An 18,886-nucleotide genomic window follows, 5' to 3' on the forward strand; every position below is an offset into this window, starting at 1 on the left:
CGCTCCGCCGGCGCGGGGACCGTACGCCGCACCCGCCGGCCGCACGTCCAGCCCGGCCTCGCGGGGGACGGGCTGGGCTCCGCGCGGGAGAGAGCCCCGGCACCGGCCAGGACCGGCCGGTGCCGGGGCGGACGATCTCCGTCCTGGCAAGATGGCCGCATGGAACGTGTACTTGGAATCGGTGGATACTTCATGCGGGCCGCCGACCCCGCCGCCCTGAACGCGTGGTACCGCGACTGCCTGGGCCTGGACGCCGACGAGCACGGGTTGTGGCAGCAGGGAACCGGACCGACCGTGTTCGCGGTGTTCGAGTCCGGCACCGACTACTTCGGGTCCCCCGCCCAGCAGTCCATGCTCAACTTCCGCGTCCGTGACCTGGACGCGATGCTCGCGCAGTTGCGCTCCAAGGGCGCGGACGTGGCGGAGGAGACGCAGGACATGGCGGGCGTCGGCCGGTTCGGCTGGGTCACCGATCCGGAGGGGAACCGCATCGAACTCTGGCAGCCCGCCTGAGGGCACCGGGGAACATCACGCCTCACGACTACGGCGTCCTGCCGAGGTCCAGGTGCCAGTCCTGGCCCACGAGGTCCTGACCGAAGGAGCGGTGCGGCTTCTCTCCGACGAGGGTGAATCCGTACCGCTGGTACAGGCGGCGGGCGCCGCTGAGCACGTCGTTGGTCCACAGCACGAGGTGGCGGTAGCCGGCGTCGCGCGCGAAGCCGACGACGGCCCCCACCAGCCGGTCACCCACGCCGTGCCCGCGGGCTCCGGGCTCGACGAGCAGCAGGCGCAGCCGGGCGGTGCCCGGCGCCTCGTCGCGGACGCACATCACACAGCCCACCGGCCGTCCGTCCAGCTCCGCGATCCACACGCGCTCCAGCGCCGGATCGTGGTCCTCGGCGAAGCCGGCGACGATCCTCGCCACCAGGCCCTCGTACTCGGCGTTCCAGCCGTACTCGGCCGCGTACAGGACGGCGTTGCGCTGCACGATCCAGCCGAGGTCGCCCGGGAGGGGCTCCCGCAGCACCACCTCGCCCGGGTCTGCGGCGCCCTCTCGGCGCCGCTCCGGCTCGTCGCCGAGGATGCCGCGGATCTCGCGCATGGCTCCCGCGAGCCGCACCCGGTCGTCCGGGGCGACGGCCTCCAGGAGTTCCCCGACCCGCTCCCGGGCCCGCTCGTCCAGCGTGGCGGCCGCCTCGCGGCCGCGGTCGGTGAGCGTGACGCGCCGGCGCCGTGAATCGGCACGGGAGGGGGCGCGCCCGATCAGTCCGGCCTCCTCGTACTTGTTGAGGATGCGGCTGAGGTATCCGGCGTCCAGGGAGAGCCGTTCCCGCAGGTCGGCCGCATCCAGTTCCCGGTCGTGAGCGAGTTCGTACAGGACGCGGGTCTCCGTGAGCGTGTACGGCGCGTAGAGATGGCGGCCGTAGTCGAGGGCGCCGATGAGGCGCGTGTAGAAGCGGTTGAACGCGCGGACGTCCTGGACGGTCATGACCACTCCCCGGATACTTGACTCAGTCAGACATATATCAGAAGCGTACGTCACCACGTGGCAGTGCGGCGGAAGCCGCGGCGGGCGCCCAGCCCGGACCGGCACCGCTTGACCGGGCCCATGCCGCGCGTTGCCCGCATGTTCACCGTCCGCCCCCTGACGCCACCCGCCCCTCGTGGCACAGAGTGTCCGTCGACCCACTCAGCGAGCACGACAACGAAGGGGCATCATGACCGGGTTGACTCGCCGCAGACTGCTGGGTTCGGCCGCGGGCGCGCTGGGGGGTGCCGCCGCGCTCTCCCTCCTCCCGCCGAGCGTGCAGAAGGCGGTCGCCGCCGAACCGCCCGGACACCGTTCGCTGCGGGACATCGAGCACGTCGTCCTGCTGATGCAGGAGAACCGCTCGTTCGACCACTACTTCGGCACGCTCGCCGGGGTGCGCGGGTTCGGCGACCCCCGCGCGTTACGGCTGGACGACGGGCGAAGCGTCTTCCACCAGCCGGACACCCAGAACCCGAAGGGGTACCTGCTCCCCTTCCACCTCGACACCCGCACGTCGAGCGCCCAGGCCATCCCGTCCACCAGCCACGCCTGGTCGGTGCAGCACGCGGCGTGGAACGGCGGCCGGATGGACCAGTGGCTGCCGGCCCACCGCAAGGCCGACGGCGTCAACGGCCCTTATGTGATGGGCTACTACACGCGCGAGGACATACCGTTCCAGTTCGCCCTCGCCGAGACCTTCACCGTCTGCGATCACTACTTCTGCTCCGTCTTCGGCCCCACCTGGCCCAACCGGCTGATGTGGATGACCGGTTCGATCGACCCCGGCGGAACCCTGGGCGGCCCGGTGATCAGCAACTCGGCGCCGCAGCCGTACCGTTGGACGACGTACGCCGAACGCCTCCAGGCGGCCGGGGTCGGCTGGAAGGTCTACCAGCAGGACGACGACTACGGCTGCAACCTGTTGGAGCAGTTCGCCGCCTTCAGGAACGCCCAGCCCGGGTCCGAGCTGTACGAACGCGGGGTGCGTCCGCAGCCCGAGGGCACGTTCGAGGACGACGCCCGGGCCGACCGGCTGCCGGCGGTGAGCTGGATCATGCCGACCAGCCATCAGTCGGAGCACCCCGACTATCTGCCCGCCGCGGGGGCGGACTTCGTCGCGTCGAAGATCGAGGCGATCGCGTCCAACCCGAAGGTGTGGCGGAAGACCGCCTTCATCCTCAACTACGACGAGAACGACGGCCTGTTCGACCATGTGGCCCCGCCGACGCCGCCCACCGGCACGACGGACGAGTTCATCGGCGGTCTGCCGATCGGCGGGGGCTTCCGCGTCCCGGCGATCATCATCTCGCCTTGGACCGTGGGCGGCTGGGTCGCCTCCGAGCCCTTCGACCACACCTCGGCCCTGCGCTTCCTGGAGCACTTCACGGGGGTCGCGGAACCGAACGTCAGCGACTGGCGGCGGGAGACCTTCGGCGACCTCACGAGTGCCTTCCGCTTCCCCCACGCCCGCCGGCGCCCGCCCCGCCTGCCGCACGACACGGCGGAGCAGCTGGAGAAGGCCAAGGAGGAGGTGGCGACGCTGCCGAAGCCGACCCTGCCCGGCGCGGACCAGTCCTTCCCGCACCAGGAACGAGGACACCGGCCGCACGTCTGAGCGGGCGGCCGGCGGCGGCCCCCGGACGACAGCGGGCCGCCACGCACGACGGTCCCCCGCCCGGATGGGCGGGGGGCCGCAGGAGGTGGACGGGGGACCCGCAGGAGGCCGGGGACCGAGGGGGCCGTCCGGTGGTGGCGGGCGGACCTCCCCGGCCGCGCGGGTCGCCCAGTGGTGTCGGGCGGGCTTCCCCGGCCGCGCGGGTCGCCCGGGACGGCACCGGGCGGTACCGGCGGCACGGAGCGGCGAGTCGGGGTCCTGTGACAGACCTGTTACCGGAAGGATGGCTTCCGCCACAGCGCGGACGGGCCCGGACTGGTCAACTCCCCTGATGCGCAGACCATTTGGTGACCGTGCCGTCGTCGGTACGCTCGCCCTGACAGCGACACTCGCACTCGCCGGATGCGGCGCCGGGCAGACCGCCTCCCCCGGCGCCTCCGGCGGAACGAGCCCCCGGCCGGCGTGCACCTCCGGCGCTCCCGGGCACGACGCACCCTCCCTCGCACGGCCGACCGTCACCGCCGACGTCCCCCGTCCGCCGGGCAGCCCCAGCCCGGTGCCCTCGGCCGCCCCGGGCGCGGCGCAGGACGGGGTGCGGATCACCGGCATCTACTCCGGTGCCGTGGACGAGGACGGCACCTGCCGGCAGAGCTCCCTGACCGCGGCGTTCTCGCTGACCAACCCGAGTAGGCGGGAGATGACGTACACGATCGTCTTCGACGCCAGGGGCTACACCGGGGCGACCCGCGTCGTGGGCTCGGTGAAACCGGGAAGGACCCTGCACGGCACGGTGGCGATGGCGCGCTCCTACGGCGACGTGGCGCAGGGTGCGAACGTGTCGGTCCTTTCCGTGCGCAGCGTCCCCACCGCGGAGGCCCCGTCCACGGGCGGCTCCTGCCCCGCTTCCGGTGTCCGCGTGTACGCCGACCGGGGTGACGCCGCGATGGGGCTGCGGGTCATGGGCCTGCACCTGGAGAACTGCGGCAGGAGCCCGTACACGCTGGAGGGCCGCCCCCTGCTGCAGATCGTCGACGCCGACCACGAGCCCGTCGAGGGGATACGCGTCGTCCCCGGGGAGCAGGTGGCCCTCCTCGACAACTCGCCCGACCTGGTCCGCCCCCTCACCCTGCGACCGGGCGAGCGCGCGCGGGCGGACATCGCCTGGCGCAACACCGTGGAGGCCTTCGGCGGCGCCGTGAACGCGCCCTATCTCCGCGTCCGGGCGAAGGCGGGCGCCGCGCCCGTGATGGTGACCCCGGAGCTGGACCTCGGCACGACGGGGAGGCTGGGCGTCAGGGCGTGGCGGAAGGAGCCGTGACGGACGGACACGCGCCGGCCGGCGCCGGGGTGCCGGCCGGCGCGGACCGGATCCCGGCACGCGGCACCCGGCACCCGGCACCCGGTCGGACGCCGCGGTCCGGTCGGGCGCCCCGGCCCACGGTCGGGAACGCGGCCCGGTCAGGTGGCTCCCGCTTCGGTGACATCGCCGTCGTCCGCCAGTCCCGGGTCGCCGGCCCGCGGCGCGGGTGCGGTGAGGTGCTCCAGGACGTCGGTGAGGCGCAGGATCCGGTCCAGGCGCTCCGGCCGGTTGTCCAGGTGCAGGGTGACGCCGGCGGCGCTGGTGCGGCGGTGGATCATCAGCAGGGCGGACAGCCCGGTGGAGTCGATCAGGGTCAGCTCACGGAAGTCCAGCCGCAGGTCGCGGAGCCGTTCCTGGCCGGACAGATGTCCGGTGACGACATGGACGAAGTCGTCGCTGGTGTCGTAGTCGAGTTCGCCGGACACCCGCACGGAGAGCGTGGTGGGGTCCGGGAGAACCTTGACGGTGAACTGGGTGGGTGTCAGGTCGGTCATGCGCAGATGTCGGGGCCGGGGTGAGCAGGGGCGGGGCTGCCGGAGAGGGCGCGGGAGCCGTCACGGATCATGTGCACGCAGCGGGGGAAGTCGCGGAGCCGTTCGGCCATGATGTCCAGGCCGGTCCGGAGCGGGTGGGCCGGGATGTTCCGGGCCTCCAGGATCACGGCGCTCCAGGCGACGAACTCGGTGAAGACCAGGGCGTCGTCGACGTAGAGAGCGGTGGCCAGGTGGTCGATGATGCGGCCGATGTCCTCGGCGGTCCGCTCGCGTCGGACGTCGTCGTACTCCCGCACGGCGGGGAACCGTGCCTCCAGCTCGACGAGGGTCTGCTTGACCAGCTGGAAGCGGGACTGGGCGACCATGGTGTACTCCTGGTCGGCCAGGTGCGGCAGGTCGTCCGCCGGCTGACGGATCATCGAGGGGCGGGGCCGCGGCAGGCCGGCCTCCAGCACGTCGGCGGCGCCCCGTGCGTCGGCGGCCCACCGGTCGGCGCCCAGCGCCCGCGCGTGGCGGCCGCCGGGGCCGAAGGCACGGCCGCCGGCCAGCACGGGGACCCCGATGGCCTGGCAGGCGGTGATGGCCGCGTGCGCGGTGGGCAGATGGGTGGGGACCGAGCCGGACAGCAGGACGGCGTCGGGCGCGGTCCGGTGCAGGTGGGCCACCAGGTGCGGGGTGGGGATCTGCGTACCCAGGTAGTCGACCTGCCAGCCGCGCAGTCGTACGACCTCGGCGACGAGCCGCGCGGGAAAGGCGTGCCACTCGCCGTCGACGCAGCTGACCGTCACCCTCCCCCGGACCGGTCCGGGCGGTCCGGCGGCAGGTGCGCGGTGGACCAGGGCGGAGATGACCCGCTCGTTGATGGCGGTCGCGGCGTGCTCCTGGGCCACGGTGAAGCGGTCGGCCGCCCATTCGGCGCCGACCCTCTCCTGGACCGGGGCGATCGCTTCCAGCAGCAGCGTCTCCCTGTCCACGCCGTCGGCCAGTGCCTCGTGGACCGCGGTGACCGCCGCGTGCTCGTCGCCTTCGGCCACGGCCTCCCACAGCCGGTCGCACAGACCGGCCGCCGCGGTGGGGTGTCTCACGCCTTCCTCCTGCTCTCCTCCGAGCCCGCGTGCCCGCCCACGACCGTGAGCATGCCCGTCCTGGGCGCGCTGACGGCGACGGCGGCCATGTCGTCGTGCCGTCCCGAGCCGATCCACTGGGCGGCCAGCATCTGGACCCGCTCCACGACCGCCTCGGCCGGCATGCCCGCGCACTCCGCGAGCACGCGCCGCAGCCGGCGCTCACCGAAGAACTCGTCGCCCAGCGGACCGCCGCGCGCCTCGGTGATGCCGTCGGTGTAGAGCAGGCACGTGTCCCCCGGTGCGAGCGTCGCCGGCACGGTGCGCGCCGTGACGTTCGGCAGGGCGCCGACGAGGGTGCCGTGCGTGGGCACCTCCTCCACCGTCCCGTCGGCCCGCACGATCAGCGGCGGCAGGTGCCCCGCGCTGGTCAGCCGCAGCTGGACGCGGGCGCCCCGGCGGCGCACGGAGGCGAGCACGAGGGTGGCGAAGCGGGTGTGGTGGGAGGAGAGCAGGGCCCCGTTGAGCAGGTTGAGCACCCGTTCGTGGTCGTCGGCCAGCGGCAGCAGGGCGTGCAGCGTGTTGCGGATCTTGCCGGTCAGCACCGCCGCCTCCAGCCCCTTGCCCGCGACGTCCCCCAGGACGACGAAGGTCTCCTGGGAGGGATCGGAGCCGGGGTGGACGTCGTAGAAGTCACCACCGACCCGCTCCTGGTCCTTCGCGGCGCGGTATCCACCGGCATACTCGACGGCGTGCACGCTGCGGAGCGCCGGGGGCAGCAGCTCGCGCATCAACGTGGCCGTGACGTCGGCCTGTTCGCTGTAGAGGCGGGCCGCGGAGAGTGCGGCGCCCGCCCTGGCGGCGAAGAGCCGGGCAAAGACCTCCTCGCCTTCGGTGAAGGCCTTCTCGGTGCTGGAACGCAGCAGGACCAGCGCCCCCGCGGGCACCCCGTGACCGGGCAGCGGGGCGACGATCACGGAGCCCACCGGACCGGCGAACCCGTCCGGGACGATCCAGTCGGGGATGTCCTCGGGGTTGAGCCAGCGGGCGGGCACGGGCGGGAACCCCTGGAGTGCCTCGGCGAGGCCGGGCACCTGGGAGACGTCGAGGTGCCGTGAGACCTGCGTGACGGGACCGCCCTGACAGGCCGAGGTGACCCAGTGGCGCCGCCCTTGCGGCGGAGCCACGAGCACGACGGCCTCCGCCAGATGTTCTGCCGCCATGGACGCGGCCACCTCCGCACAGCGCGGTACGTTCAGTGTGGACAGCAGCGCGCTGGACACCTCCGAGAGGATCTCGGACCGCATCCGCGCGTCGCTCAGCGCGTGCTCGGCCTGGCGCCGGTCGGTGTCGTCGAGCAGCCACCACACCACGTCGCCGTCGCCGGCCGGGGTCGGATGCGCCTCGAAGAGACGTCCGTTGATCGCTCCGGTGAGCGGACCGGCGGCCAGTTCGGCCGATCCGTCACGGGCGCACGCGTGTGCCCCGGCGAGCCAGTACGGCACTCTCTCGTGCAGCGGGTCGCCCTCGCCGGCGGCCGGGAGCAGCGTCCGGGCGGCCTCGTTGATCCGGACAAGGCAGCCGTGCCGGTCGACCACCAGCACAGGACAGGGAGCCTCGATCCACGCCGCGCCGACCCTGTGGTCGGCGGCGGGCGGACGGGCGGAGAAGCCTCGGGAACCAGACACACCGGAGGCACGCGCCGTGCGCACCCCACCACCTTCCTACCGCGGGAACAGATGTACTCGGCAACCGTCCCGCACAAAGCGCCAGAATCGCAAGCCGCCCCCGGAAGGCACACACGAGGCGCACAATCATCACATTCGCCCCGCGGACACTCTGATGAGCGCATCGTGGGCGGCAGGCGGCTGAAACACACAGGTGAACCGCCCGTGCGATGGCTCGGAGGTCCCCACGCGAGGGGCTCCGCACGGGGTGTTCGTCACCCCTAGGCAGATGTTCGATCGGTCGCTCGTACGCGAAAACCGACCCGCTCCGCGTTCCGGATCGTTGAGCGTGGTGATGATGAACGAAGGTGACGACCATGGCCTGGTGACCGACGCGTGTGCCGTCCACGTGGACGCCTCCCGCGACGGACGGCAGGTGGTGATCAGACTCAGCGGCGAATTCGACGTCGAGGCCGAACTCGACCTGGAACTCGTCTTCGAGACCGCTTCGGCGGCACGGTCCGTGGAAGTCCATGTGGCGGACGTGCGGTTCGCCGACTCGACGCTGCTCAACCTGTTGTTGCGCATGGTGGACAGGTTCGACGTACGTCTGGTCGGGCCGCTCCCGTCCCAACTGGCCCGGATCATGCGCCTCACCGGTGTGCTGGGCCTGTTCTGCATCCGCGGCCGCGAGGGCGAGGAACCCGTATGAGGACCGAGAGCGTCGAGCACTGGCCACCACCGGAGGAGAGCGCGGCACGAGGCGACGACGGTTGCCTCTCCTGCCGCCGGAGCAGATGGAGCGGTTCGCGGGCGCACGGCGAGTGTCCCGCGCTGCTCATACTGGACAGCGACGGCGCCACCATCGGCGACGCACGTCGGGACGCGGCACGGTACGCCGCGGCGTGCTGCCCGTGGGCGGACCCGGACGACATCGAACTGATCGTCTCCGAACTGTGCACCAACGCGTTCCGGCACGCCACGGGCTGGTGGCGGCTGCGGCTGCACGCGCACACGGATCAGCTGGTGCTCGACGTGGACGACGCGTGTCCGGCCCTGCCCCGCCAGAAGGAACCGGACCTCGTGCACGGTACGGGCGGCCTCGGCATGCACCTCGTCGAGCAGCTCGCGGCCAAGTGCGAGTTCCTGCCGCACGCGGAGGGCAAGACCGTACGCGTGATCATGGCCTGCGGCTTCGCTCCGTGAGCGCGATACCCGCGGTTCGGCCCGTGCCCTTCCCGCTCCCCGCCGGGGTGCCGCTCGGCGGGGAGCACGGCCCGGACCCGGACGGACGGCCGCCGGCGACGGCCCGGTGCCGCAGCGCCTGCGCGTCGAACTCCAGGCCGAGCAGAATCGCCAGGTTGGTGATCCACAGCCAGACCAGGAAGACGACCACGCCGGCCATGGCGCCGTACGTCTTGTTGTAGGAGGCGAAACCGGCGACGTAGACGGCGAAACCCGCCGACACGGCCATCCAGATGACCAGCGCCAGGAAGCTTCCGGGTGTGACCCGCCTCAAGCCCCTGCGCCGGGCGTGGGGGCCCGACCGGTACAGCACGGCGATCATCACGGTGACCAGCAGGACCAGGACGGGCCACTTGGCGATCGCCCATACGGTCAGCGCGGTGTCGCCGATGTGCAGGGCGTGGCCGGCCCGCCGGGCCACGGCTCCGGTGAAGACGACGATGAGCGCGCCGGCCACGGCCAGCACCATCAGCACCGCGGTGACACCGACGCGTACCCGCAGGATCCTCCAGAACGGCCGGCTCTCGCTCATGCCGTGGACGGCGTTCGCGGCGCGCATGAAGGCGGCGACGTAGCCGGAGGCGGACCACACCGCCAGGGCCACGCCGACGACCGCCAGCACGGAACCGGCTCCGGCGTTGCCCTGCATCTGCTCGACGGCGCGGGTGATGATGTCCCGCGCGGAACCCGGGACCAGCCGGCCGACCTGGTCCAGAAGCCGGTCGGTGGTCGAACGGCCGGTGACCCCCAGCAGGGACACCAGCACGAGCAGCGCGGGAAACAGCGAGAGCACGCCGTAATAGGTCAGCGCCGCGGCCCGGTCGGTGAGTTCGTCCTCCTTGAACTCCCTGAGGCTGTCTTTCAGCATCGCGCTCCACGTTCGCCCGGCGAGGCGGCCGGACGTGTCCGACGCGTGCTCCTCCACGGTCCGGCCGGCTTGCCGGTCCTGTCCGGCCCCGCGGTCCGCCCCGGAGTCCTCCGCTTCCGGGCGCGGCCGGGCTTCCTCCGCGTCCCGGTGCGGCTCGGTTTGCTCCGCGTCCCGGTGCGCATCGGTTTGCTCCGCCTCCCGGCGCGGCCCGGTTTGCTCCGTCTCTCGGCGCGGGCCGGTTTGCTCCGCTGCCGTGCGGGGCGGTGCCGCGGGGCCGGGCGCGTGGTCTTTTCGCCTGGGGAGATGAGGGTTCGCCATACGGGGCGGATAACCGCAGGCGGCCCGCTCATGCCCCGGCGCCGGGAACTGCGGACGGTGGTCGGAAGGCGGTTGGCGACAGAGACACGCAGGCAGCCGCCGGCACGCGGGCAGTGGCAGACCGCACGCCGGGAAGCCCCGCATGAGGATGGCCTGACGAGGAAGAAGTCCCCCATGGCGAAGAACACAACCAAGAGCAAGAAGCTCCCGCTCGTCTACCAGCCCGTCGGCTTCGTACTCAGCTGGGCCGGGGGCGCCCTGGCGGGCAAGGCGTTCCGCAGGGCGTGGATGACGATCCGGCACGAGGAGGACGCGCCCGACGCGCTCGACCGGGACCGCGGCTGGGGCGAGATCCTCCTCGCGGCGGCGCTCCAGGGCGCGATCTTCGCGGTGGTCCGCAGCGCCGTCGACCGCACCGGGGCCAAGGCGATAGAGCGGTCGACGGGGGTGTGGCCGGTCACGGACAAGGGCGGCAGGGACTGAGAAGGAGGACTCGCGAGGGGGGTCGAGCCGGAGGACTCGCGGGGGCGGGTGGAAGGCGCGTCAGGGCGAGTGGGAGGCGCGTGGGAGGCGACCGCAGGGCGGCCGAGGCGCGGCCTCGGCGCGCCGCGCGGCTCAATCGACGCAGAGGGCGGCCAGCCGCGGCAGCCGGCGGGCCAACTCCGCGGAGTCGTCGAAGGCGAGAGCCCAAGCCGGGTCCAGCGGCGGATAGCGGATGGTGAATGCTTCCGGGGGTAGTTCCTCACCCGTCGCCGCGAGGTGCGCGTTCCAGGCGATGCCCAGCACCTCCTCGGCTTCGAGGTCGACGCGGTCGGCCGCGGCGTCCCGGACGACGGGAAGTTCCGCGAGGGCGTCGGGATCGGCGACCACACGCTCGAAGGTCTCGCGCCCCTGCGCGATCAACCAGGCACGGAAGTATTCGAAACCGTCGTCCGAGCATCCGCCGTTCAGCAGGTAGGCGGCGGCCCACAGCGGATTGGTGTACGACTCGGCCATCAGGTCCCACAGTGCCTGCTGAGCGGCGACGATCTCCTCGGCCGAACGGGCGGCCAGCATCGCGGTCGCCTCCCGGGCGACCGATTCGCCCTCCTGCGGGTCGGCCGCCCGGTCACGAGCCGCGGCGACCAACTGCCAGAACTGATCTCTGTCCATGACGGCAGAGCTTGTCACCGACCACTGACAACGTGAGGGCTGACGGTTCCCGTACGGCGCAGCGGCTCAGCTGTCCGTCACGCGGGCGGCCGCGAGGGGACGCCACGACAGGCCGAGATCGCGACAGAGGCGGACGGCAGCGGTGTCGCAGCCGTCGACCATCGGCGCGGCAAGACCGTGACCGGCCACCAGAGCGTCCGGGACGAAAGCGCGCACGGCGGTGCCCGTACCGCGCCCGCGCGCCGGTCCGGCGGTGGCGACCCCGGAGCGGGTGCATAAGATCGCCGGCATGGCACTGCGACCTGTCCAGGTGAACATCAAGGCTGTCGACTGCCGCTCCCTCGGCCGCTTCTGGGCGGAGGCGCTCGGATGGACCGCCTACGCCCCCGGTGTGACGACCTACGTCGGACCCGACGACGGTCTCGTCTGGCCGGACCCCGTCGGTGTCGGCATCGACATCGTCCCCGTGCCGGAACCCGGGACGACGGCGAAGAACCGTGTGCATCTCGACCTCGCCACCAAATCCACCGCGCATCAGGCGGAGTTGGTCGCACGGCTGCGGTCGCTCGGTGCCACACCCGCCGACGTGGGCCAGGGCGATGTGCCGTGGACGGTCCTCACGGACCCGGAGGGCAATGAGTTCTGCGTACTGGAGCCTCGCGAGGTCTACCAGGACACCGGGCCGATCGCCGCGGTGGTGGTGGACTGCGCGGACCCTCGGGCCATGGCCAGCTTCTGGGCCGAGGCGACGGGCTGGACCTTGCGCCAAGTGACGGACACACAGGCGGTGTTGCGCTCGGCCGACGGTACAGGCCCCTTTCTGGAGTTCATCCGCACGCCGGACACGAAGACCGTGCCGGACCGTGTCCATCTGGACCTGCTGCCGTACCCCGGAGACGACAGGGCGGCGGAGGTGGCCAGGCTGCGACGCCTCGGCGCCACCGACCTCGACGTCGGTCAGGGGGAGGTTCCGTGGACGTGCCTGGCCGACCCGGAGGGCCATGAGTTCTGCGTCCTCGCCCCGTCCTGACGGGGGCCCGGGGCGCACCTCGGCATGCCGACGCAGTCCGCCGACGACCGTGGCCTCCGGGCCCGTTCCACGCTTGGCCGGTGCCCTGCCCGACCTGCGCCCCTGCCCGTGTCCGCCCTCCCTGGTGCGGCCTCAGCCCTGTTTGGGTGCGGCCGGCGGAACGAGTCGTACGGTGAAGGAGTGGCCCGCCGGATCGGAGTAGCCGCGCTCCTCGTACCGTCCCGCGGGGTCACGGGTCTCGATGGGGCGCCCGCCGAGCGTGACGATCCGGCGTTCCGCCTCGTCCAGGTCCTCGACCAGGAAGTCGAGATGGGCCTGGAGGGAGTTCTCCGGACGGGGCCAGCTCGGAGGCGTGGCGTTGACATCGCGGCGGAAGGCGAGCCGGACGCCGTCCGCGCCCTGGATCTCGACCAGGTTGGCGGACCCGTGGGTCTGTTCGCCGTCCAGCAACTCCTGGTAGAACACGGCGAGTTTCTCGGGCTCCGCGCAGTCGAGCATCACCACGCAGGCATTGACCAGTGTCATGCTTCCTCCCGGGGTTTTTCCTCTCCTGTCCGGATATCCCGGCTCCGCGGATTCAGTCGGTGCCGACGGCCGGTGGCGCAAACAGTCCTGAGGCCCGGGAGAACGGTGTGCCGGCGGACCCGTCGAGCGGCCCGCGCGAGCGTGACACCGGCGCGTACCGTTCGCCCCATGAACGCTCTCGACGATCTCGTCCGCATCTGCCCGCCGCCCGGCCGGCCGCCGTCCGCGGTGGACTGGACGACGACGGAGGACACCCTGGGTACCGCGCTGCCCGCCGACTACAAGCGGCTCGTGGAGACCTACGGCGAGGGCGTCTTCGACGACACGATCTGGCTGCTCTCGCCGGGGTCGCCTCACCCCGGGTGCGACCAGCTCGCCCAGACCGCCGAACGGGACGAGATCCTCGGCGGGTTGTGGGAAGCGGGCGAGGAGCAGCCGTCCCAGTTCCTGGAGCCGGGTTCACGCATCCTGCCGTGGGCGTACGAGGAGGGTACCGGGGCGTTCCTCTACTGGTGGGTGCGGCCCGGGCAGCACCCCGACGAGTGGACGGTGCTCTACAACGAGGGACGTGGACCGCTGTGGGAGCACCACGACTCGACGTGCGCCGCTCTTGTCCTCGCCGTACTCACGGGAACGGCGCGGACGGACTACTTCGCCTACCTGTACAACGTGCTGAAGCCGGTGGAACACCGGTTCCAGCCGGCCGGCGAGATCTTCGGCGCGACCGAGACCGCGGTGTGAGCGGCGGTCGTCAGAGCGGGTTGAGACGGGCCTTGAGCAGACAGAACTCGTTGCCCTCGGGGTCCATCAGCACATGCCACTGCTCGTCCCCCGTCTGGCCGATGTCCGCCGGGCGCGCGCCGAGCTTCAGCAGGCGTTCGAGCTCGGCGTCCTGATCGCGGTCGGTGGCGTTGACGTCGATGTGCAGCCGGGACTTGCCCTCCTCCGGCTTGTCCCGGCGGCTGAGGATGATCGTCGGCTGCGGGCCGCCGAACCCCTCGCGCGGCCCGATCTCCAGCGTGCCGTCGTCCTCACGGCCGAGTACGACGAAGTCGAGGACCTCGCACCAGAATCGCGCCAGCACCTCGGGCTCTCGGCAACCGAGTACGAGTTCGCTGATACGGCATGCCATGACGAAACCTGCTCTCGGTCCGGGAACCGCCGGGTGAGCACGGGCGAGCCTCGTGGCTCCCGGCGGTGAAGACGATCACGCGACCGTACCGGAAGAAGCGTGCGCGGGCGAGCGGTTTGCCAAGGGCGCGCCCTGGCACCTCACTTGGGGGTGGGCGGGCGGAACTCCGGCTGGTCGATGACGCGCAGCCACGTGCCGTCCGGCTGCCGTCGGACGACCTGCGCCCGGGCTCCGGTACCGTCCTTGGGCGGCGTCGAGGTGAGGGCGATGTCCCCGCAGACGAGCGTCGGGAGCGGCTGCTCCACCTCGAATCGGGGCGAGTTGGCGAGAATCTTCTCCCACAGCTCACGGATGGCGTCGCGGCCCACGGTCACGCTTCCCGGCGGGTAGGCCATCACCGCGTCCTCTTCGTAGAGTGCGGCGAGACCGGCGGCGTCAGCGGCGTTGGCACGCTCGACGAAGAGGCGGGTGAGGTCCTCTGGCTTCAGAGCCTGCTCGTTCTCGGACACGAAGATCCCTTCCTGCGGGGCGGCGTGGGTGCGCGGTGCGCGGTGTGTCCATCTTCGACCGGCGCTTCAACCGAAGTCCAATTAATCGTCACAATCATTTTTATAATCAGGAGTTATGGAACTCAGGCAGTTGAAATACTTCCTCGCTGTCGCGCAAGAGGCGAATTTCACCCGCGCCGCCGAACTCGTCCATGTCAGCCAGCCAGGGATCAGCACGCAGATCCGTCAGCTGGAGAGCGATCTCGGGGCCACGCTCATCGACCGTTCGGGACGCGGCGCCCGCCTGACGGCGGTCGGCGAGGTCGCGCTCGGCCACGCCCGGTCCGTGCTGGCCGCCGTGGACTCGCTGCGGCAGGCCGTGGAGGAGATGAACGGCCTCGTCCGGGGCAGGCTGGTCGTCGGGATGGTCACGGCGTGCACCGTCGCGCCGCTGTTCGAGGCGTTGTCCAGCTTCCACCGGGCACATCCGGGCGTGGAGCTCAGTCTCGTCGAGGACGACTCCGCCGGCCTGGTCGAGCGCGTCCGGGAAGGTTCGCTGGACCTGGCCCTGGTCGGTACCGCGGGCAAGCCACCGGCCGGCCTCGACGCCTGGCAGATCGTCGCCGAGCCGGTGGTCGCCGCGGTGCCACCCGGACATCCGCTGGCCGCGCGGGAGTACGTCGCTCTCGCCGAGCTGGGTTCATACCCTCTCATCTGCCTGCCTCGCGGGACCGGGATCCGTGCGGTGCTCGACCAGGCCGCCGCCGCGCTGGGGCTCTCGCTGCCCATCTCCCTGGAGGCCGGCGCCCCGGGAGCGGTGGTGAACCTCGCGGAGCGCGGACTCGGGGTCGCCGTCCTCTCCGCGTCCATGGCCGGCCAGGACAAGGGGCTGCGCCCCCTCGCCATCACCGATGTCGACACGCTCGCGGTGCTGTCACTGGTCTCCACGCCGTCCGGGAGCCCGGCACTACGGGAACTGATGGCGCACTGCCGACGGGCCTTCGGCGCGGAGAGCCGCGAGGAGCCGGTCGCGGCGAGCGGAGCGACCGCCCGGTAGCGGTGCGACGTTCCACCGGCGGCGGGACCGACGGGCCCATGTAGCAGTACGGCACGTGTGGCCGTATGCCACGTGTGGCTGTAGGACACTACGGCTGTAGGACACGTGCGGCTGTACGGCACATGTGGCGGGGGCATGCGTGGCGGGGGCACCCCTGGCAGGGGCACGCCTGGCGGGTCGGGGGTGCGGACGGATTCCAGGCCGAGCCCCCCTCCCCCTCCCCTCCGTCCGCACCCCGGATCACCCGCCCTCGCCGGTCGAGCAGGGGTGGCCGGTCAGATGTGCACCTCGGGCGGGAATCCGGTCCAGCGCAGATCGGCGGGCAGATGCCGCATGTCGTTGGAGACGAGGACGGAGGCTGGGCGCCCCGGCATGTACCGGATGACCGTCAGCGCAGCGTTGCCGTGGTTGAGGCCGAGCCAGCGCCACTCGGGGGCGTACATGGCGTCACGGACGAGCCAGGCGATCAGGAAGTTGTGGGTGACGACGAGTTCGTGCCGGTCCTCCTCGCCCTCGACCGGCCCGGTGAACAGTTCCTGTGCGCGCCGGGCCAGCGCAGGGCCTTCCTCCAGTTCCTCCTCCGTCGCACCGGAGAGGAACCGGAGGAAGAAGTCCGCGGACTCCGGCGGCAGTTCCTCGCGCGCCGGCATGTACGGCACATAGTCCCCGGCCACGTCCGAGCGGGTCAGCGGAACTTCCTTCAGCTCGTCCCCGATCAGGCGCGCGGTCTGCTCCGCACGCGGCAGCGGGCCATGGTGAACCGCCGCGAAGGGGATGTCACGCAGGCGCTGACCGAGCAACGTCGCCTGCCGACGGCCACGTTCCGTCAGTCCGCTCTCCTCCGACGACGCCTCGCCGTGCCGGACGAGATAGAGGTAACGCGTGGCGGTGGCGGTCATTCTGCAACTCCCCTGCACTCATGATCAGTTGTGTACCGACGGACGCATCCCGGCGCGGGGCGGTTCCCGCACTCCTTCCGCATCAGCGTCATGTTCACGCCAATCGCGCACCGGTGCTTGTCGCCGTCCTGGTCGCTCCGTACGGTGCGGTCTGGGAGTGGGAGCGCTCCCACATCACAGAGGTCCCACGCCTCATCCCCCACGTTCGGACGGAGGAACTCTTGTGATCACGAAACTCCGTGCACGTCGCCCGTTCCGGCTGCTGGCGGCAGCCCTCGTACTGGCCGCCACCCCCGTCACGGCGATGACCGCCACCGCGGGTTCGGCCCGGGCGGACACACAGGTCTGCGACAAGTTCGGCTCGGCCACCACACCGGGCCGGTACGTCGTGCAGAACAACGCCTGGGGCACCAGCGCCCCTCAGTGCGTGAACCAGGTCGGTGACGGCTTCCAGCTCACCCGCGCAGACGGCTCGGTCCCCACCAACGGCGCGCCGAAGTCGTACCCGTCGATCTTCGCCGGCTGCCACTACACGAACTGCTCGCCCGGCACGAACCTGCCCAAGCAGATCAGGACCATCGGCAGCGTGCCCAGCACCATCGCCTTCCAGTACGTCGGCGGTGCGGTGTACGACGCCGCGTACGACATCTGGCTGGACCCCACGCCCAAGAAGGACGGGGTCAACAGGACGGAGATCATGATCTGGCTGAACAGGGTCGGTCCGGTGCAGCCGATCGGCTCGAAGACCGGAACCGCCTCGCTCGCCGGCCGCAACTGGGACGTGTGGCGCGGCAGCAACGGCCAGAACGACGTGATCTCCTACGTCGCACCCGGCGCGCTGTCCGGCCTGAGTTTCGACGTGAAGGAGTTCATCAACGGGGCCGTCTCCCAGGGCCTCGCCACGCCGGACTGGTATCTCACCAGCGTGCAGGCCGGCTTCGAGCCCTGGCAGAACGGCGCCGGTCTGGCCGTCACCAGGTTCTCCGTCGGCGTCAACTAATGGCGGCGCCCGCCGGCACGCACGGCGGGCGCCGCCGTACCACCGCCTCGCTGAACCCCGCTCCTCCCGAGGGCCCGGTCACCGCCGGGCCCTCGGCGCACCTCTGCCACGGCCGCCCGGACGCGGAATCGCCTCAGGGCCGCAGCGAGACCGCCGCGGCATCACCGCCGCATCAGCGCCGCACCGGTGCGGCAGCAGTGCGGGAGCGGCACCCGTGCGGCAGCGGCATCAGTGCGGCGTCACCCAGGACGGCACCCAGGTGCCGGCGGCGTCGTGTCCGGCCGCGTCGGCGGCGAGGTAGGCGCGAAGGGTGGCCAGCGCGGGGTGGGGGTTGTCGCGGTGCCAGAGCAGCGAGTGCGGGTAGACGGGCGTGGGATCGGTGACCGGGATGCGGCGCAGGCCGTGGCCGGCGGGCCAGACGAGGCGGGTCCGTTCGGTCGTGAAGGTGGCCAGGGCAGGCGAGTCGGCGATGGTGTCGAGAAGCGCGTCCGACCCGAAGTTGGGGCCGGTCGCCTCGATGGTGAGGCCGAACTCGGCGACCAGCGCGTCGTAGTAGGCGGCCCACTCGGTGCCGGGGACGATGCCGGGCATCCAGATGCGGTGTTCGGCGAGCTGGGCGACGGTGACGGACCGGGCCCGGGCCAGCGCGTGAGCGGGGCCGGTGAGGAGCTGGTGCGGTTCGTCGAGGACCCGGACCGACGCGATGTCCTCGGGAAGCGACCGGCCCGGCATGGCGACGGCACGGAAGGACGCGTCGATCGCACCCGACCGGATGGCGGCGACGGCCGTCTCGACGTCGAAGAGCATCACCACGTCGAGGTCGATCTCCGGGTGCGCGTGATGGAAGCCGCGCATCAGACCCGACGGCGCGACGCGCGAGGCGATCACGTCGACGCGCAGTGGACGGCGGCCGGGGCGCACGGAGGTGGCCGCGCGCTCCGCGACCCGCAGCAGCTCGCGCGCGTGGGGCAGGAACGCCTGCCCGTCGATGGTCAGCTCGGCGCCACGCGGGGTGCGGGTGAACAGCCGTACGCCGAGGTCGCGCTCCAGCGCGGCGATGCGTTTGGAGACAGCCTGCTGGGTGACCGCCAGCTCGGCGGCGGCCTCCTGGAACTGCCCCGTGTCGGCGGCGGCGACGAAGGTCCGCACGGTTTCTAGGTCCATAGCGACACCTTAGGCCCACAACCGTTGGTTGTGGCGTGATGCCGTGCGGGCTCGCTCGACCAGCGCACAGGCTGCCGTCCCGGGACGTCTGCTCACGGATTGGTTGTACAGCTACAGGGAGGGCGACGCCGGGTACGGCGCGCTCGCTACGACCCACCGGGATGAAGGTGACGGACCTCCGGTCGGGGACACGCCGTACAGCCGCGGGGCCGGACAACGTCCTGCAGGGGGCCCGCAGCGGGCTGTGCGAGGCCGGCCATGGGGATCCCTTACGGGA

22 protein-coding genes are annotated in these 18,886 nt (G+C 71.9%); 10 read left to right on the forward strand and 12 right to left on the reverse strand.

Features of this window, described 5'->3' with window-relative positions; translation table 11 throughout:
* Positions 1–159: 159 nt before the first annotated feature.
* Entirely contained in the window at positions 160–513 is a 354-nt protein-coding gene (locus tag ACIPRD_RS12025) for a VOC family protein (protein WP_356407290.1), read from the forward strand.
* 28 nt (positions 514–541) lie between these two features.
* Here the strand turns inward: ACIPRD_RS12025 and ACIPRD_RS12030 are convergent, their stop codons facing one another.
* Entirely contained in the window at positions 542–1,489 is a 948-nt protein-coding gene (locus ACIPRD_RS12030) for a GNAT family N-acetyltransferase (protein ID WP_401562418.1), read from the reverse strand.
* A 229-nt stretch (positions 1,490–1,718) separates the two neighbouring features.
* On the opposite strand from ACIPRD_RS12030, the gene ACIPRD_RS12035 reads away from it, so the two are divergent.
* Both ACIPRD_RS12035 and ACIPRD_RS12040 read left to right on the forward strand, forming a co-directional pair.
* Complete coding sequence (locus ACIPRD_RS12035; RefSeq protein WP_401562420.1) at positions 1,719–3,146, forward strand: alkaline phosphatase family protein; 1,428 nt, start codon at positions 1,719–1,721, stop codon at positions 3,144–3,146.
* Positions 3,147–3,477: 331 nt separating this feature from the next.
* Positions 3,478–4,464 carry a DUF4232 domain-containing protein gene (locus tag ACIPRD_RS12040; protein ID WP_401562422.1) on the forward strand — a complete coding sequence of 329 codons (987 nt, stop codon included), beginning with the start codon at positions 3,478–3,480 and terminating at the stop codon, positions 4,462–4,464.
* A 140-nt stretch (positions 4,465–4,604) separates the two neighbouring features.
* Here the strand turns inward: ACIPRD_RS12040 and ACIPRD_RS12045 are convergent, their stop codons facing one another.
* The 3 genes from ACIPRD_RS12045 to ACIPRD_RS12055 are packed head-to-tail and all read right to left on the reverse strand — an operon-like array spanning position 4,605 to position 7,668.
* Positions 4,605–5,000, reverse strand: coding sequence for an STAS domain-containing protein (locus ACIPRD_RS12045; protein ID WP_356407300.1), 396 nt, complete (start codon positions 4,998–5,000; stop codon positions 4,605–4,607).
* Positions 4,997–6,085 carry a B12-binding domain-containing protein gene (locus ACIPRD_RS12050; protein ID WP_401562424.1) on the reverse strand — a complete coding sequence of 363 codons (1,089 nt, stop codon included), beginning with the start codon at positions 6,083–6,085 and terminating at the stop codon, positions 4,997–4,999. Before ACIPRD_RS12050 ends, ACIPRD_RS12045 begins: the two co-directional genes overlap by 4 nt.
* Entirely contained in the window at positions 6,082–7,668 is a 1,587-nt protein-coding gene (locus tag ACIPRD_RS12055) for a PP2C family protein-serine/threonine phosphatase (protein ID WP_356407497.1), read from the reverse strand. Before ACIPRD_RS12055 ends, ACIPRD_RS12050 begins: the two co-directional genes overlap by 4 nt.
* Positions 7,669–8,116: 448 nt before the next feature.
* On the opposite strand from ACIPRD_RS12055, the gene ACIPRD_RS12060 reads away from it, so the two are divergent.
* Both ACIPRD_RS12060 and ACIPRD_RS12065 read left to right on the forward strand, forming a co-directional pair.
* Positions 8,117–8,443, forward strand: coding sequence for an STAS domain-containing protein (locus ACIPRD_RS12060; RefSeq protein ID WP_356407305.1), 327 nt, complete (start codon positions 8,117–8,119; stop codon positions 8,441–8,443).
* Positions 8,440–8,937 carry an ATP-binding protein gene (locus tag ACIPRD_RS12065; protein ID WP_356407307.1) on the forward strand — a complete coding sequence of 166 codons (498 nt, stop codon included), beginning with the start codon at positions 8,440–8,442 and terminating at the stop codon, positions 8,935–8,937. The genes ACIPRD_RS12060 and ACIPRD_RS12065 overlap by 4 nt, the downstream gene beginning before the upstream one ends.
* Here ACIPRD_RS12065 and ACIPRD_RS12070 read toward each other — a convergent pair.
* The gene (locus tag ACIPRD_RS12070) at positions 8,912–9,844 is read right to left on the reverse strand and encodes a YihY/virulence factor BrkB family protein (protein WP_356407310.1); all 933 of its coding nucleotides are present in this window, start codon (positions 9,842–9,844) and stop codon (positions 8,912–8,914) included. The two genes, ACIPRD_RS12065 and ACIPRD_RS12070, sit on opposite strands and share 26 nt — an antisense overlap.
* A 492-nt stretch (positions 9,845–10,336) precedes the next feature.
* Between ACIPRD_RS12070 and ACIPRD_RS12075 the strand changes: the two genes are divergently transcribed.
* The gene (locus ACIPRD_RS12075; RefSeq protein WP_356407313.1) at positions 10,337–10,645 is read left to right on the forward strand and encodes a DUF4235 domain-containing protein; all 309 of its coding nucleotides are present in this window, start codon (positions 10,337–10,339) and stop codon (positions 10,643–10,645) included.
* A gap of 132 nt (positions 10,646–10,777) precedes the next feature.
* Here ACIPRD_RS12075 and ACIPRD_RS12080 read toward each other — a convergent pair whose 3' ends face one another.
* Both ACIPRD_RS12080 and ACIPRD_RS12085 read right to left on the reverse strand, forming a co-directional pair.
* On the reverse strand, positions 10,778–11,314 hold the full coding sequence (locus ACIPRD_RS12080) for a DUF4240 domain-containing protein (RefSeq protein ID WP_401562427.1): 537 nt from the start codon (positions 11,312–11,314) through the stop codon (positions 10,778–10,780).
* A gap of 66 nt (positions 11,315–11,380) precedes the next feature.
* Positions 11,381–11,605, reverse strand: a complete 225-nt coding sequence (locus ACIPRD_RS12085) for a hypothetical protein (RefSeq protein ID WP_401562429.1) — start codon at positions 11,603–11,605, stop codon at positions 11,381–11,383.
* Between ACIPRD_RS12085 and ACIPRD_RS12090 the strand changes: the two genes are divergently transcribed.
* Positions 11,604–12,344: a VOC family protein gene (locus tag ACIPRD_RS12090; protein ID WP_401562431.1), complete on the forward strand. Its 741-nt coding sequence runs from the start codon at positions 11,604–11,606 to the stop codon at positions 12,342–12,344. The genes ACIPRD_RS12085 and ACIPRD_RS12090 overlap by 2 nt on opposite strands.
* A gap of 132 nt (positions 12,345–12,476) precedes the next feature.
* Here the strand turns inward: ACIPRD_RS12090 and ACIPRD_RS12095 are convergent, their stop codons facing one another.
* On the reverse strand, positions 12,477–12,869 hold the full coding sequence (locus ACIPRD_RS12095; protein WP_356407325.1) for a VOC family protein: 393 nt from the start codon (positions 12,867–12,869) through the stop codon (positions 12,477–12,479).
* Positions 12,870–13,037: 168 nt separating this feature from the next.
* On the opposite strand from ACIPRD_RS12095, the gene ACIPRD_RS12100 reads away from it, so the two are divergent.
* Positions 13,038–13,610, forward strand: a complete 573-nt coding sequence (locus ACIPRD_RS12100) for a hypothetical protein (protein WP_401562433.1) — start codon at positions 13,038–13,040, stop codon at positions 13,608–13,610.
* 10 nt (positions 13,611–13,620) lie between these two features.
* Here ACIPRD_RS12100 and ACIPRD_RS12105 read toward each other — a convergent pair whose 3' ends face one another.
* Positions 13,621–14,001 carry a VOC family protein gene (locus tag ACIPRD_RS12105; protein ID WP_356407332.1) on the reverse strand — a complete coding sequence of 127 codons (381 nt, stop codon included), beginning with the start codon at positions 13,999–14,001 and terminating at the stop codon, positions 13,621–13,623.
* 140 nt (positions 14,002–14,141) lie between these two features.
* Entirely contained in the window at positions 14,142–14,510 is a 369-nt protein-coding gene (locus ACIPRD_RS12110) for a nuclear transport factor 2 family protein (RefSeq protein ID WP_356407335.1), read from the reverse strand.
* Positions 14,511–14,625: 115 nt separating this feature from the next.
* On the opposite strand from ACIPRD_RS12110, the gene ACIPRD_RS12115 reads away from it, so the two are divergent.
* On the forward strand, positions 14,626–15,546 hold the full coding sequence (locus tag ACIPRD_RS12115) for a LysR family transcriptional regulator (protein WP_401562434.1): 921 nt from the start codon (positions 14,626–14,628) through the stop codon (positions 15,544–15,546).
* A gap of 275 nt (positions 15,547–15,821) precedes the next feature.
* On the opposite strand, the gene ACIPRD_RS12120 is transcribed toward ACIPRD_RS12115, so the two are convergent.
* Positions 15,822–16,445 (reverse strand): histidine phosphatase family protein, encoded by a 624-nt coding sequence (locus ACIPRD_RS12120; RefSeq protein WP_401562436.1) that lies wholly within the window; start codon positions 16,443–16,445, stop codon positions 15,822–15,824.
* Between the two features lie 223 nt (positions 16,446–16,668).
* Here ACIPRD_RS12120 and ACIPRD_RS12125 point away from each other — a divergent pair, with 223 nt between their 5' ends.
* A complete protein-coding gene (locus ACIPRD_RS12125; protein WP_356407344.1) occupies positions 16,669–17,445 on the forward strand; it encodes a GH12 family glycosyl hydrolase domain-containing protein in 777 nt (258 codons plus the stop codon).
* A gap of 228 nt (positions 17,446–17,673) precedes the next feature.
* Here the strand turns inward: ACIPRD_RS12125 and ACIPRD_RS12130 are convergent, their stop codons facing one another.
* Positions 17,674–18,609 carry a LysR family transcriptional regulator gene (locus tag ACIPRD_RS12130; protein WP_401562438.1) on the reverse strand — a complete coding sequence of 312 codons (936 nt, stop codon included), beginning with the start codon at positions 18,607–18,609 and terminating at the stop codon, positions 17,674–17,676.
* Between the last annotated feature and the right edge of the window lie 277 nt (positions 18,610–18,886).

The organism is Streptomyces sp. NPDC090108 (genome assembly GCF_044747185.1).
Taxonomy (GTDB): Bacteria; Actinomycetota; Actinomycetes; order Streptomycetales; family Streptomycetaceae; genus Streptomyces.